Source organism: Affinirhizobium helianthi (assembly GCF_042680945.1).
Classification (GTDB): Bacteria; Pseudomonadota; Alphaproteobacteria; order Rhizobiales; family Rhizobiaceae; genus Neorhizobium; species Neorhizobium helianthi.
This window is the reverse complement of the sequence record NZ_JBHUEQ010000006.1, coordinates 63,555-77,061: the sequence shown is the minus strand read 5'-3', so window position 1 is coordinate 77,061 and position 13,507 is coordinate 63,555. Positions and strand designations below refer to the sequence as shown.

The 13,507-nt window shown below is 56.1% G+C and carries 11 protein-coding genes; 7 read left to right on the top strand and 4 right to left on the bottom strand.

Features of this window, described 5'->3' with window-relative positions; all coding sequences use genetic code 11:
• The first annotated feature begins 21 nt into the window (after positions 1 to 21).
• Positions 22 to 900: a 3-hydroxyisobutyrate dehydrogenase gene (gene mmsB / locus ACFSE1_RS05475; RefSeq protein ID WP_377397545.1), complete on the top strand. Its 879-nt coding sequence runs from the start codon at positions 22 to 24 to the stop codon at positions 898 to 900.
• Position 901: 1 nt separating this feature from the next.
• Here mmsB and ACFSE1_RS05470 read toward each other — a convergent pair whose 3' ends face one another.
• The 4 genes from ACFSE1_RS05470 to ACFSE1_RS05455 form a co-directional block, all read right to left on the bottom strand.
• Complete coding sequence (locus ACFSE1_RS05470; RefSeq protein ID WP_377397542.1) at positions 902 to 2,158, bottom strand: arsenic transporter; 1,257 nt, start codon at positions 2,156 to 2,158, stop codon at positions 902 to 904.
• Positions 2,159 to 2,185: 27 nt separating this feature from the next.
• The gene (locus ACFSE1_RS05465; RefSeq protein WP_377397539.1) at positions 2,186 to 2,821 is read right to left on the bottom strand and encodes a nucleoside/nucleotide kinase family protein; all 636 of its coding nucleotides are present in this window, start codon (positions 2,819 to 2,821) and stop codon (positions 2,186 to 2,188) included.
• 275 nt (positions 2,822 to 3,096) lie between these two features.
• Positions 3,097 to 3,630, bottom strand: coding sequence for a DUF992 domain-containing protein (locus tag ACFSE1_RS05460; protein ID WP_377397536.1), 534 nt, complete (start codon positions 3,628 to 3,630; stop codon positions 3,097 to 3,099).
• Positions 3,631 to 3,820: 190 nt separating this feature from the next.
• Positions 3,821 to 4,732: a helix-turn-helix domain-containing protein gene (locus ACFSE1_RS05455; RefSeq protein ID WP_377397533.1), complete on the bottom strand. Its 912-nt coding sequence runs from the start codon at positions 4,730 to 4,732 to the stop codon at positions 3,821 to 3,823.
• Between the two features lie 155 nt (positions 4,733 to 4,887).
• Between ACFSE1_RS05455 and ACFSE1_RS05450 the strand changes: the two genes are divergently transcribed.
• The 6 genes from ACFSE1_RS05450 to ACFSE1_RS05425 all read left to right on the top strand — a co-directional run bounded on the left by ACFSE1_RS05450 (position 4,888) and on the right by ACFSE1_RS05425 (position 13,089).
• Entirely contained in the window at positions 4,888 to 6,117 is a 1,230-nt protein-coding gene (locus ACFSE1_RS05450; RefSeq protein ID WP_377397530.1) for an ABC transporter substrate-binding protein, read from the top strand.
• 179 nt (positions 6,118 to 6,296) lie between these two features.
• Positions 6,297 to 7,115, top strand: a complete 819-nt coding sequence (locus ACFSE1_RS05445) for a carbohydrate ABC transporter permease (protein WP_465269758.1) — start codon at positions 6,297 to 6,299, stop codon at positions 7,113 to 7,115.
• Positions 7,115 to 7,966: a carbohydrate ABC transporter permease gene (locus ACFSE1_RS05440; RefSeq protein ID WP_377397524.1), complete on the top strand. Its 852-nt coding sequence runs from the start codon at positions 7,115 to 7,117 to the stop codon at positions 7,964 to 7,966. Before ACFSE1_RS05445 ends, ACFSE1_RS05440 begins: the two co-directional genes overlap by 1 nt.
• Complete coding sequence (locus ACFSE1_RS05435; protein WP_377397521.1) at positions 7,963 to 10,068, top strand: alpha-galactosidase; 2,106 nt, start codon at positions 7,963 to 7,965, stop codon at positions 10,066 to 10,068. The genes ACFSE1_RS05440 and ACFSE1_RS05435 overlap by 4 nt, the downstream gene beginning before the upstream one ends.
• On the top strand, positions 10,061 to 11,155 hold the full coding sequence (locus ACFSE1_RS05430) for an ABC transporter ATP-binding protein (protein ID WP_377397517.1): 1,095 nt from the start codon (positions 10,061 to 10,063) through the stop codon (positions 11,153 to 11,155). Before ACFSE1_RS05435 ends, ACFSE1_RS05430 begins: the two co-directional genes overlap by 8 nt.
• Positions 11,155 to 13,089: a beta-galactosidase gene (locus ACFSE1_RS05425; RefSeq protein ID WP_377397514.1), complete on the top strand. Its 1,935-nt coding sequence runs from the start codon at positions 11,155 to 11,157 to the stop codon at positions 13,087 to 13,089. Before ACFSE1_RS05430 ends, ACFSE1_RS05425 begins: the two co-directional genes overlap by 1 nt.
• Positions 13,090 to 13,507 lie beyond the last annotated feature (418 nt).

The window sequence follows — 13,507 nt, the reverse complement described above, 5'->3', positions numbered from 1 at the left end:
GTCGGTATCGGAGGAGAAGACATGACGGATATTGCATTTATCGGCTTGGGGAATATGGGCGGGCCGATGGCCGCTAATCTGGTGAAGGCTGGCCATAAGGTGCGTGGCTTTGACCTGTCGGAGCAAAGCAGGCAGGCGGCAGAAGCAACCGGGGTTTCATGTCCTGCAGATCTTGCCGCGGCAGTTGCAGGGGCGAGTGTCGTCATCACTATGCTGCCGAAAGGGGAGCACGTTCTCTCTGTCTGGGGCGATTTGAAGCCCATGCTTGAGGCCGGAACGCTGCTGATAGACTGCTCCACCATTGATGTTGATTCTGCCCGAAAGGCCCATGAGATTGCCGCCGATGCCAAATGCCACTCTCTTGATGCACCGGTTTCGGGTGGCATCTCCGGTGCGTCACAGGCAACATTGACCTTTATGGCTGGCGGTGAGCAGAAGGCTTACGACGCAGCTAACCCGATTTTGCAGGCGATGGGTCGGCGCATTGTACATTGCGGCGGTCCGGGTGCCGGTCAGGCCGCCAAGATCTGCAACAATATGTTGCTCGGTATTTCCATGATCGGAGCGTGTGAAGCCTTTGCCCTGGGCGAAAAGCTGGGACTGACCCACCAGGCCCTCTTCGATGTAATCTCAACATCATCGGGTCAATGCTGGTCCGTCAACACCTACTGCCCGGTACCGGGCCCTGTTGCGACCTCTCCTGCAAATCGCGATTACCAGCCGGGCTTTGCGGCTGCCCTGATGCTGAAAGATCTCCTTCTTTCGCAGGATGCTGCAAGCAGCGTCAGCGTGCAGACGCCGCTGGGGCAGGCAGCGGCCGATCTGTATCGCCAGTTCGAACAGTCCGGAAACGGCATGAAGGACTTCTCCGGCATCATAGAGATGCTCCGCAAGGCCTGAATTATTGCAAGGCAAGCGTTGCGAGTGACAGGATCAGCGCCGGGAACATGACAACGAAACCCAGCTTGAGGAAGCTCCACGCACCCATGTGGAGGCCCTCCCGGCGCAGCGCGGAAAGCCAGAGTATAGTGGCAAGCGATCCCGTGACCGATAGATTTGGCCCAAGATCCACTCCAATCAGAACAGCACCGGCGACGGCGTCGGAGACCTGAGCAGCCTGGACTGCGCTGCCCGCGAAGAGACCAGCTGGGAGATTGTTCACGAGGTTCGAGACAATGGCCACGCCGAGGCCGGAAACAGCAATCGCGGCAGGTTCGGACTGCGCGGCAAGAAGCGCCAGACGATCTGACAGCATTGCCGTGAGGCCGGTTTTATTGACCGCCTCCACAACAACAAAAAGGCCGGCCACCAGCGGCAAAACGCTCCAGCTTATGCCGCGAACTACCTCCATCGGCCCCCGCCTCGTGAGGATTAGCACGCCCGCCGTGGTCATACAGCCGGCAATGAATGTGGGAATGCCAAGATCCATGTGCAAAGCGGAGGCGGCAACGAGTACACCGGCAGTGAGACTGAGACCGATTCCAGCAAGTCGTGCCGCATGGGTCAGTTCCGGACGCTCGACATGTGTCGCGAGTTGATCTTCTGCCAGAGCTTTCCGCTGCGTCCAATAGAGACAGACGAAGGTTGCCAGGATCGCGACGATCGATGGCAGCAGGAAAGTTGCAAGCCAGCGGGTAAGCGGCGGCATTTCTCCACCGGCAAAAATGACCAGATTGGCCGGATTTGAGATGGGAAGAACAAAACTTGCGGCATTGGCGATAAAGGCGCAGATCAGCAGGTAGGGCAGGGGATCCTTCACCTTTGCGGCTCGGCAGGCGGCATAAACGGCAGGGGTTAGCACAACCGCTGTCGCATCGTTCGACAGGAAGACGGTGACGACAACGCCGACTGCGTAGATCAAAACAAACAGCCGCTTGGCAGATCCCTTGGCCTGCGCCGTCGCAAGCGCCGCCACCCAATCAAACAATCCTTCGCGGCGTGCGAGTTCTGAGAGAAGCATCATGCCGATGAGAAACAGATAAACGTCGAAACCCTTGGCGATGCCTGTCCAAACCTCGCCAGAATTGATCACCCCAAGGCAGAACAGCAATAGCGCCCCGGCGACGGCCCAGACCGCTTCCGGCCAACGGAAAGGACGCGTTACCACGCCAAGTGCCGTCAATCCTGCAATCCCCCAGGTCAAAGCGGTAGCAGTCATAAGTCTGTCTTTCAATTCTATTTGGGGTTAGTTCTGAACGCGGATATCGGGTTCGACGCTTCCTTCAATAATGGCAAGGCCGTTTGGAATGTCGTTCGCGTCCAGCTTCCGGCGAATGCCTTCTTCATCCAGGCCGTAGAAGAACCAACGCTCTCTCAGGCGGCGGCGAAGCTCCTCAACTGGCACATCCACGAAGATCTTGAGGTCGAAGCATGCGTGCAAGCGGTCCCAGGGAGCCTGCCGCATGAGAAGGTAATTGCCTTCGCAAACGATGATTCCGGTATCGTGGCTGATCAGGCGTCCTCCCGCGCGAGCAATCTCGATAGACCTATCGAACACGGGTACCGCTACGGTGTCGTCTTCATTTGCTTTCAGGCGCTGGAGCATATGGCGCAAGCCATGAACATCGAAGGTGTCGATTGCGCCCTTGTTCGCCAGCCGCCCCATTTGCTGCAGTACGGCATCATCGTAATGAAAGCCATCCATGGGGAATACGGCTGCGAGTTCCGGACGCTTGCGGTTGATTTCCTCAACAATAGCCTCCGCCAGGGTGGACTTGCCTGATCCCGGTGCGCCCGCGACCGCGGCCATGATGCGCTTTCCAGAATAGAGTTCGATCAGGTTGGCAGCCAGTTTACGGGCATTCTCGGCAAGCACTGTCATGACTAGTCCTTCGGGTCGAATCAGGCCGGCTTCCTTGGGGAGCCGTCGCTTCTGGATGCAAAGCCGAGCTTGCCGGTTAAATCAAGCAATTTAGAGCATGTTCAGCAAAACTATGTTCGTGGCTCTGCGAGTACGAGATCGATGAAGCAATGACTAGACGTGAGCAGGGCGAAACTGTGCAATCGCGCCGATCTTAAAGCGCAACGCAGTCATGAAAAAAGCGCCCGCAGATACGGGCGCTTGCTGTTGTGCATATCGCTGCGAAAAACCGCAGTTTAGGTGGCAGGCGTCAACGTCATGGAGGTCCCGGTTGCCGCGAGGTTCAGGCCCAGCTGTCCCTGAACGCTGACCGTCTGTAGATGGATGGAGCCGGACGTTCCGCCAATGAGAATATTGGTGCCGATGCCAGCCGCGACGGTCACCTCTGCCGTTGCACCCTGGTAAAGGCCCGCAAGTGAACCATGATGGTAACCTGCTGTTGGTGCGAAAACCGCCCAGATCATGCGTCCGCGGGTGGTGAAACCAATATCCACACCCATTTTACGGACAACGCCGGTGTAACGGTCCAGTGGTTCACTGCCCATGGCAGATCGGAACACGCAATCTGCTTCCTTGGCCGACCCCAGGACGTAACCGACGCCACCGCCAATGGTGCAATCGAGATACCCGATTCGCACGCCCCCTCGCTGATCCGGTTCCTGATAGGCAGGAGCGCGGTCGTAACGGGAAACTGCATCGGCGGAGAAAGCCGTGCCAGTGCTTGCGATGATGGGCAGTGCAGATATTACGACTGCGAGGGTCTTTTTCATTGCGGTCACTCCTTGGGTAGTTCAGCCGCGATTATCGCGGTTATTTCGAATCCATGGGTAGATGTGTTCGTTAACGCAGATGGCAAAAAAATGATCCGAACAGTGGAGTTCACATTCAGTGTCTTCCCGTAACTTTCCCAAGAGTGGCGCCGATGCCGATGGGGCGAGGGAAGCCGGAAATCCTTTGTCATCAAGCAGGGCGTAATCTGCGACGATACTGCACGGGCTTTTCCTTGAAGCGGCGCTGAAAGGCTTCGTAGAATGTGGAGAGGGAGCCAAAGCCGGATTCATAGGCGACCTCCGTGATTGGAAGGTCGGTCGCAATCAGTAGAGACTGGGCCGTATCCAGCCTGTGACGAATGATGGCCTGGTTGATGGTCATGCCGACAGCTTTGCGAAACAATGTCATGGCGTAGTTTGGGTGCAAACCTGCGGCCTTGCCAACGTCCTCAACGGAAATATTGTCAAGCGCGCCTTCGCCGATAAAGCGAAGCATTTTTTCCACATGCACCACCCAGTCAGCATCGCGCTGGCCAAGGCTTGCTATGGCGTCACCCTGCTCACGAAGGTCACGCCAGCCTTCTCGCTCGATGCGCATAACGCGCGCCGTCAATTCAGAACGCACGATTTCCATCAGCTCTGCATCGCCCGACAACAATTCGTTGCGCCAGCGCTGGAAAACTTCGCTTTCCCAACTCTGCATGACCATTGCTTCAATCACTGCGCCACGAAACACGGCATTGCGAAACCGGCTGAGACTGGGAAAGCCAAGCAAAACCGACATTGGTATATAGAGACAAACGAACTGAGTACCTTCTGCCCTATCGATCACCTGATGCGGGATCATGCCCCAGAACAGGCAAAGGCGGTTTTCATCGATTGTTAGTTGTCGACCATCGAACCAGTAGTCCATGCGCCCTCGAAGCACAAAATTGAGCTCGATCTGGCTGTGCATGTGCGGCCCGGACATGCGCCGCACATCCATGAGGTTGCCTGCACAAAACTGGTGGTCGCCGAACACCACTAGAGGGTGTGAGGGATCATGTTCCGGGTGAGCAGGTGTTGCTCCAAGATGGTTAACATTGGCAGCGCGTTTCGACACTGTATGGCTCCATTCTTAGGATTTCGGAATTTTAAGCCGGAATTTCGGAGGAAAGTTGCGGCTTCCTGCATCAATGTCAACACGCGTCTGCGGGAGAGGCGGACGCAGACGCATGAAGTGGCATGCATTTAGCATTTGCCCAATGGGAGGACTCGATGAAATCTCTGAAAGTCATGACCGGCCTAGCCCTTGGTTATGCCATGACGCTGTCCACGGCCTTTGCCGGTGAACTCGTTATCAATTCCGACCAATCGGACCCAACCCCGAAGAAGGCCATGGAGGCCCTCATCGCAGATTTCCAGACCGCGCATCCGGATATCAAGGTCAAGTGGAACAATTTCGATCACGAGGGCTACAAGTCCGCGATCCGCAACTTTCTGACCGCCGATCCGCCGGATGTTGTGTCCTGGTATTCCGGCAACCGCATGGCCCCGTTTGTCAAAGCCGGGCTGTTTGCGGATGTCAGCGATATCTGGGCTCAAGGCGATCTCAGCAATCAGTTGAAATCGGCGACCAAATCGATGGAAATCGACGGTAAGAAATGGGGCATTCCCTATTCGACCTACCAATGGGGCATCTACTACCGCAAAGATATCTTTGCGCAGCAGGGCATTACGCCGCCGAAGACTTGGGCGGAATTGATCGCGGCCTGCGAAAAGCTGAAGGCTGCTGGGATAACACCGTTTACAATCGGCACGAAAGCGCTCTGGCCTGCGGCGGGGTGGTTTGATTATCTCAACCTTCGCGTCAACGGCTATGAATTTCATATGGAGCTGACGGATGGCAAGGTGCCATACACCGATCCGCGGGTGAAAGCTGTTTTCGAAAAATGGGCTGAACTGGTCAAGCCTGGTTACTTCAATGCAAACCACGCTGCCATCGATTGGCAGGATGCGGTTCCGCTGATGGTTCAGGGCAGGGCTGCCATGTATCTCATGGGCAACTTTGCAGTTGCTACCATGAAGGATGGTGGTTTGAAGGAAGAACAAATCGGCTTCCTGCAGTTCCCGAAGATCAACGATGTGCCAATGGCGGAAGATGCACCTACGGAATCATTCCACATTCCAGCCGGTGCAAAGAACAAAGAAGACGCCAGGAAATTCCTGACCTACCTGGCGCAACCCGAAACCCAAACGAAGATGAACGCAATTCTTGGACAGTTGCCGATCAATAACAAGGCAACAAAATCCAACGATCCGTTTCTTGCCGCTGGTTTCGACATGCTGACCAATGCTTACGCCTTGGCCCAGTTCTATGACCGTGACGCCCCAGCCGATATGGCAAAGGCGGGAATGGAAGGTTTCCAGGAATTCATGGTCAAGCCGGATAAGGCCGACGCCATTCTCGCTCGCCTCGATAAGATCCGCCAGCGCGTCTACAAATAATATCAAATCCTCCCGGAAGAGGGCAGTCGCGGCTGAAAAAGCTGCGGCTGTCCCATCCTTCATCGTGCTTAAAAGACTGAGGTACTGCCGTGGCCGAGGCTGTCTCTTCATCCTCCGGATACTGGAAACGGAACCAGCGGAAGTTTGCGCCCTGGCTGTTTCTTGCGCCGGGCATGTTGATGTTCGTGATCTACGTTCTCATGCCGATTTTTGAGTCTATCTGGATCAGTTTCCATGATTGGGACGGTCTGGGGGAAAAGGTCTGGATCGGCATTGGCAACTACACCGAGTTGCTGGGCGACGAGTCCTTTTATGTCTCGCTTAAGAATAATGTTCTCTGGCTTGTCCTTTACCTGCTGTCGATCCCGGCTGGATTGATGGTGGCGCTGTTTTTGAACCAGACGGTGACGGGAATACGCCTCTATAAATCTCTTTTCTTCTTTCCCTTCGTGCTGAGCCAGGTTGTGGTTGGCTTGATCTTCACCTGGTTTTACGCGCCAGATTTTGGCTTGTTTTCAAAGCTGATCGAAACGTTGACGGGCCAGCAGATCGCTATTCTGGCCGACGAGCGCTATGTGACATACGGCATCATTGCCGCAGGTCTTTGGCCACAGACAGCCTATTGCATGATCCTTTACCTGACGGGCTTGAACAACATCAATCCAGAGCAGGTTGAAGCTGCGCGCATGGATGGGGCCAAGGGTGTCAAGCTTCTGTGGTATGTCATCCTGCCGCAACTTGCCCCTGCGACCTTCATTGCCATGGTTGTCACGGTCATCGGTTCGCTGCGCTCCTTCGATCTGGTCTCCATCATGACCGCTGGCGGACCCTACGGTTCCAGCCAGGTGCTCTCCTACTTCATGTATGAACAAGCGCTTTCGGAGTACGGTTACCGCATGGGCTACGGTGCGGCCATCGCCGTGGTTCTGTTCCTTATTATGATGATTTTCATCACCATGTTCATCGTTCGCATGCTGATGCAGGAAAGGAACAACTGATGTTTCCGACTCCGATTCAGAAAGCTTCCCCTCTGGTGCAGACCGGCTACAAGGTGATCCTCCCGATCGCCCTTATCGTCTGGCTTCTACCGCTCATCGGCGTAGCCATTACGTCCGTTCGTCCAGCGAGTGATTTGGCCGCTGGTAACTATTTCGGCATTCCTTCCGGTTTCGCCGGTGTCGAAAATTATTCGGCGGTCTTTCGCGACAGCCCAATTGGGATTTACATCCTGAATTCGTTCAAGGTGACGATCCCGACTGTCGTCGGTGCAGTGGCGCTCTCCTGCCTCACCGGCTTTGCGCTGGCGGTCTATAATTTTCGCGCCAATCTGTTCCTGTTCTTTCTTTTCGTAGCGGGCAACTTCATTCCCTTCCAGATCCTCATGGTCCCGGTGCGCGATCTCACTCTGCAGGCCGGGCTCTATGATACGACGCTGGGTCTCGTACTCTTTCATGTGGCGTTTCAGACAGGGTTCTGCACGCTCTTCATGCGCAACTTCATCAAGGGTCTACCATTTGCGTTGATTGAATCTGCGCGTGTCGAAGGTGTCTCCGAATGGCGGATTTTCCGCTACATCGTGCTGCCTTTGATGCGTCCCGCCATTGCCGCACTTTCCGTGCTCGTCTTTACCTTCGTCTGGAACGATTACTTCTGGGCAACAGTGCTTGTGCAAGGCCAGCACGCCATGCCGGTAACAGCGGGTCTGTATGCTTTGAACGGTCAGTGGGTTGCCGCCTGGCACCTCGTCTCTGCCGGTTCCATAATCGCGGCACTGCCGCCGGTGGCCATGTTCTTCCTTATGCAAAAGCATTTCATTGCTGGGCTAACCCTCGGAGCGACTAAGGGATGAGTCAGATTGTAAACCTGGAGTTCGAGACATTCGGTCTCACCTTGCGGCTGCCGGAACTTGGCATGCCGGAAATCGTAAGCTTCGGTCAGGCGGGCCTCACGGCTGATCCCTTGTTCGAAATTGAACGTTCCAGCCGTATCAATGGCATGGATGAGGCGGTGTCGTCGGCGGTCCTGCTGCCCACCGGCGGCATGGGCTTCTTTGGCTGGCCGGCAATTGCGGGCCATCGCCAGGGCAGGGATTTCATAGCCCAATTTGGTGACTGGACAGCCGTCACTTCGGGTGAAACAAGCACGCTCTCTGGAACGGACCCGGTTGCGAAACTCTCGCTGACCATTCATTTGAAGGTCCATTCTTCTGGTTTGATCTCCATGTCGACCCGGTTGACCAATGACGGCGATGCGGATTATCAGCTCGACCGCTGCATGGCAGGGACCTTCCTGATTGATGCAGCCGATGTCGCGTTGACAACCTTCACAGGCATGTGGGGGCGTGAGTTCCAAACGCGCACTGAGATGCTCGCAAACGGCATCTGGTCGCAGGAAAGCCGGCGCGGTCGCACATCCCACGATCGTTTGCCGATGCTCTTTGTCGAGGGGGCGGACCAACGCTTCGGCGTTACCCTCGGCTGGAGCGGAGGCCATCAAATCGTTATCGACCGATTGGATGATGGCAGACGCCTGATCCATATCGGCGAGTTGTTCGAGCCCGGCGAAGTCATTCTGAAGAGGGGCGAAAGCTACGAAAGCCCGGTGGCTTATGCCGGTGCGGACAGCGCTGATTTTCACGCATTTGTTCGGCAAGAACTTACCAGCTGGCCCAAGGGCAAGATGTCACCGCGTCCCGTGACCTTGAATACCTGGGAAGGCAATTACTTCGATCACCAGATGGATTCGTTGAAAGCGCAGGCCAGTGCGGCGGCGGAACTGGGTATCGAACGTTTTGTGCTGGACGATGGCTGGTTTGGAAAGCGCGACGACGACACGACCAGTTTGGGTGACTGGGATATCGACGTTCGAAAGTATCCTGATGGGCTGAAACCTCTCGTCGATCATGTAACCGGCCTCGGGATGCAGTTTGGTATCTGGTTCGAGCCGGAAATGATCAACCCGGAATCCGATCTCTTTCGCGCGCACCCCGATTGGGCCTTGCAGGTTGAAGGCAGGCCGCTGCTCCTCTCCCGCAACCAGCTGGTCCTTGATCTCACCCGCCCCGAAGTGTCGGATCATATTTTTGGTAAGATAGATGCGGTTCTCGCCAATCATGCCATCTCCTACATCAAATGGGATATGAACCGCGATCTGACCCATGCGGGTGGACGTGACGGCAAAGCCACCATCGCGCGCCAGACGCGTGCCGTTTATGCGTTGATGGATCGCGTGCGTGCCAAGCACCCTGATGTGGAAATCGAAAGCTGCGCTTCGGGCGGCGGTCGCATCGATTATGGCGCTCTTGCACGAACCCATCGTGTCTGGACATCCGATTGCACGGATGCGCTGGAGCGGCTGGAAATCCAGCGCGGGGCTTCGCTATTCGTCCCGCCAGAGATTTTGGGAAGCCACATATCGGCAAGCCCCAATCATCAGACAGGGCGGCGTCACTCGCTGTCGTTCCGTGCGCTCGTTGCGATGGCCTATCACATGGGCGTGGAGCTGAACCCTCTGGAGCTGAGTGACGATGAGCGCCGGGAGCTGAAGATCTATATCGAGGCATACAAGCGCTTCCGCCATTTGTTGCATGCGCCAAATGCCAGTTTCCAGTTCGACCCCGTTGACGGCCGCTATGTCTGGGGTGCGACGAAGGAGGACCATGTTCTTCTTTTCGTGGCCCAAGGACCGCAAATGGTTGCCGAGCAACCCATGCCGCTCAAGCTGCCGGAGACCCTGTTGCAACAGGGCGGTAAGTGGCAGGTGAAGACCGTTTTGCCTGCGGAGCCTGATTTCATTCGCATTTCAGATGGACAGAAAAAACTCCTAGCAGGCGAGGTGGCTTTCGATCTGGTCAGCGCCGTTCATGCGGGCTTGCCCTTGCCCATGTTGCGCCCCGAAAGCGCACTGCTGCTGGAAATCGTACCCATGGAAGGAGGCGAAAGCCATGGCTGATGTCAGCCTTCGTAACGTCAAAAAACAATTCGGTGCACTCAGTGTCATCAAAGGCGTGGACCTAGACGTCAAGGATGGTGAGTTCTGCGTGTTCGTCGGTCCCTCCGGCTGTGGAAAATCCACGCTGCTACGCATGATTGCGGGACTTGAGGATATCACCTCCGGCTCGCTTGCCATCGGCGGCAAGGACATGACAAATGTCGGTCCGTCTGAGCGCGGCGTGGCTATGGTGTTTCAATCCTATGCGCTCTATCCGCATATGACGGTGGCGGAAAATATCGGCTTTGGCCTGAAGATGACGGGTCATCCGAAAAGCCTGATTGCTGAGCGCACGGCCATGGCAGCCAAGATGCTGCAACTGGATGCGCTTCTTCAGCGCAAGCCAGGCCAGCTTTCGGGCGGCCAGCGCCAGCGTGTGGCCATTGGCCGTGCGATTGTCCGTAACCCGGAAGTATTCCTTTTCGATGAGCCGCTTTCGAACCTGGATGCAGCATTACGCGTGCAGATGCGGTCGGAACTTTCCAAGCTGCATCAGGACTTGAAAGCAACCATGATCTACGTGACCCACGATCAGGTGGAAGCCATGACCATGGCCGATAAGATCGTTGTTCTTTCCGCCGGCAAGATTGAGCAGGTGGGCTCGCCGCTGGAGCTTTATCATCGGCCCAACAACCTTTTCGTCGCAGGCTTCATCGGCTCGCCGAAAATGAACTTTCTTCAGGTTGATGTCTCTGCGGGTGAGAAGGGAACTGTCGTAGTCAAGCTGCCGGGGGGGCAGGCTACGCTTGATGCGCAAGGCAAATCAATCGCTCCCGGCACCATGACGCTCGGTCTGAGGCCAGAGCACATTGATGCAAATGGCAGCGGAGAAACCACGATTGAAGGCACGGTGCGCTTGGCGGAGTATTTGGGGTCAGAAACTCTGTTCTTCCTGACATTGGCGGATGGCAGCGAGATCGCAGTCAAAGCTGACGGTCTTGCCGGAGCAAAACCGGGCGAGACCTTGAAAATCGGCATCAACGCCAGGGCTTGCCATCTGTTCAACAAGGACGGCCAGGCCGTCATCAATGGGGATCTGACACGATAATGCTGGGCGTATGCTATTACCCTGAACATTGGGATGAATCGCGCTGGGAAACAGATGCCCGGCGCATGCGGGAACTCGGCATTACTTTCGTCCGCATTGGCGAATTTGCATGGTCGCGACTTGAACCGAAGCGCGGTGAGTTCCAGTTCGAGTGGCTGGACCGCGCCATGGATGTGCTGGCCAAGGCCGGTCTGAAGATCGTGCTGGGCACCCCCACTGCCACACCGCCGAAATGGCTGGTAGATGAGTGTCCGGATATCATCCCCTATGACAAGGATGGCAATCCGCGCGGCTTTGGCTCGCGCCGCCATTATACCTTTTCCTCGCAGACCTGGTGGCAGGAAAGTGCGCGTATCGTCGAGATCGTTGCGAAGCGCTACGGAAAACATCCGGGCCTCGTGGGATGGCAGACCGATAACGAATACGGCTGCCATGATACAATCCGATCCTGGGGGCCAGAGGATCTGAAGGCATTCAAGCAGTGGCTGCGCCTCCGTTACCAGACACCCGACAAATTGAACGAAGCCTGGGGCTCGGTTTTCTGGTCCATGGAGCTTGGCAGTTTCGATGAGGTTGCCCTGCCGAACCTGACGGTGACAGAGCCTAACCCTGCGGCACGGCTGGATTTCTGGCGCTTCCAGTCCGATCAGGTGGCCGCCTACGATAAAATGCAGTGCGATATCATTCGCAAGCACTCGCCAGACCGCTGGATCACCCATAATTTCATGGGCTTCATCCTGGATTTCGATCATTTCAAGGTGGCAGACAACCTCGATCTTGCCTCCTGGGATAGTTATCCGATCGGCTTCGTCGAGAAATTCCCGTTCTCCGAAGCAGAGCGCAATCGCTGGGCCGAGACATCGCATCCGGATATCGCCCCCTTCCATCATGATCTTTATCGCGGTGTTGGCCGTGGTCGTTTCTGGGTCATGGAGCAGCAACCCGGGCCGGTGAACTGGGCGCCCTGGAACCCTGTTCCCAAACCGGGAATGGTGCGGCTCTGGACCTGGGAAGCGCTCGCACATGGTGCGGAGGTCGTGAGTTATTTCCGTTGGCGCCAGGCAATGTTTGCCCAGGAGCAGATGCATGCGGGCCTGAATCTCGCTGGGCTGGACGAGCTTTCCCCGGGCGGCTTGGAAGCAAAGCAGGTGGCCGAAGAACTGGCGGCACTCGGCAGCCTGCCCGAAACGGGCAAGGCGCAAGTCGCACTCGTCTTCGATTACCAGAGCTACTGGACAACGAACATTCAGCCACAGGCAAAGGACTTCCGTTATGAGGAACTCTGCTTCCGCTGGTATGAGGCAGCGCGCCGGCTTGGTCTTGATGTTGATTTCGTCAGACCCGGTGGTTCTGTGGAAGGCTACCCCCTCGTACTTGTTCCGTGCATGACCGAAATTGACGGACCTGCACAGGACGCACTTGATAAGGCGGATGGCGTCGTTCTCATTGGCGCAAGAAGCGGTTCCCGCGACCGGAACTTCAAGCTGCCCGAAAACCTGCCGCCTGGCCCGATTGCAGAGATGACCGGCAATCGCGTCTACCAGGTTTCCACATTGCGCCCGGGCGTTACGCATTCCGTATCAGGTCAGGTTACAGGTGAGGGGACCCGCTGGCGGGAATATCTCCAGACCTCAGCCGAGATCGTTGCGACATTTGACAATGGCGATGCTGCATTGACGCGAAAAGGCAAGGTGCACTACCTCGCCTGCTGGCCGGACGAGGCCTTGCTGACAGCGACCATGAAGCTGGCTGCACTTGAAGCCTGCCTTGCCATGACCGAAGTGCCGGATCATATCCGCCTGCGCCGGAGAGGCGACATTGTCTTCGTGTTCAACTATGGCTCGGAAGATTGGGAGGCACCACAGGGCGTTGACTTTCTCTTGGGTGAGCGCACGGTTAAACCACAGGCTGTGGCAGCCTGGCGGGCTCAGTGAAAATTGCAATTCCCTAATGGAAATGCGACTCGAGAAGCCGATCCAAGTGATCGGCTTTTTACGTTCAAGGAAGGGGTGTGGAAAACAATTCTTCCTCCTGTCGGAGTTGCGCTACTTTTTTGCTGCACCGCATGCATCGCGCAATAAAATTTCCCATAGAGAGGATAAGCTTTTCAAATATGAGCGAGTTTACAAAATATGGCGCTTTAGCGGCTTTGTGATGGCCGGGCCATCTTTACAAGGGTGGACTAATGGATATGACAGGTATCCGTACCGCAATGGCGAAAACGGTTCCCCCGCTTTAAGGTGGGGTAGACGCGAAGAATTGCGGTATAGGTCACTCTTGTCAGGGATTGCGCGACAAAACAATAAGTTGAACAGCGGGCGCGTATTCAGGTTCACAAAAACGGCAATAGCA

What these genes read in the sequence shown, in the direction of transcription:
- mmsB (WP_377397545.1), top strand. Translation starts at nt 22, where the DNA reads ATGACGGATATTGCATTTATCGGCTTGGGGAATATGGGCGGGCCGATG.
- ACFSE1_RS05470 (WP_377397542.1), bottom strand. Translation starts at nt 2,158, where the DNA reads ATGACTGCTACCGCTTTGACCTGGGGGATTGCAGGATTGACGGCACTT.
- ACFSE1_RS05465 (WP_377397539.1), bottom strand. Translation starts at nt 2,821, where the DNA reads ATGACAGTGCTTGCCGAGAATGCCCGTAAACTGGCTGCCAACCTGATC.
- ACFSE1_RS05460 (WP_377397536.1), bottom strand. Translation starts at nt 3,630, where the DNA reads ATGAAAAAGACCCTCGCAGTCGTAATATCTGCACTGCCCATCATCGCA.
- ACFSE1_RS05450 (WP_377397530.1), top strand. Translation starts at nt 4,888, where the DNA reads ATGAAATCTCTGAAAGTCATGACCGGCCTAGCCCTTGGTTATGCCATG.
- ACFSE1_RS05445 (WP_465269758.1), top strand. Translation starts at nt 6,297, where the DNA reads ATGTTCGTGATCTACGTTCTCATGCCGATTTTTGAGTCTATCTGGATC.
- ACFSE1_RS05440 (WP_377397524.1), top strand. Translation starts at nt 7,115, where the DNA reads ATGTTTCCGACTCCGATTCAGAAAGCTTCCCCTCTGGTGCAGACCGGC.
- ACFSE1_RS05435 (WP_377397521.1), top strand. Translation starts at nt 7,963, where the DNA reads ATGAGTCAGATTGTAAACCTGGAGTTCGAGACATTCGGTCTCACCTTG.
- ACFSE1_RS05430 (WP_377397517.1), top strand. Translation starts at nt 10,061, where the DNA reads ATGGCTGATGTCAGCCTTCGTAACGTCAAAAAACAATTCGGTGCACTC.
- ACFSE1_RS05425 (WP_377397514.1), top strand. Translation starts at nt 11,155, where the DNA reads ATGCTGGGCGTATGCTATTACCCTGAACATTGGGATGAATCGCGCTGG.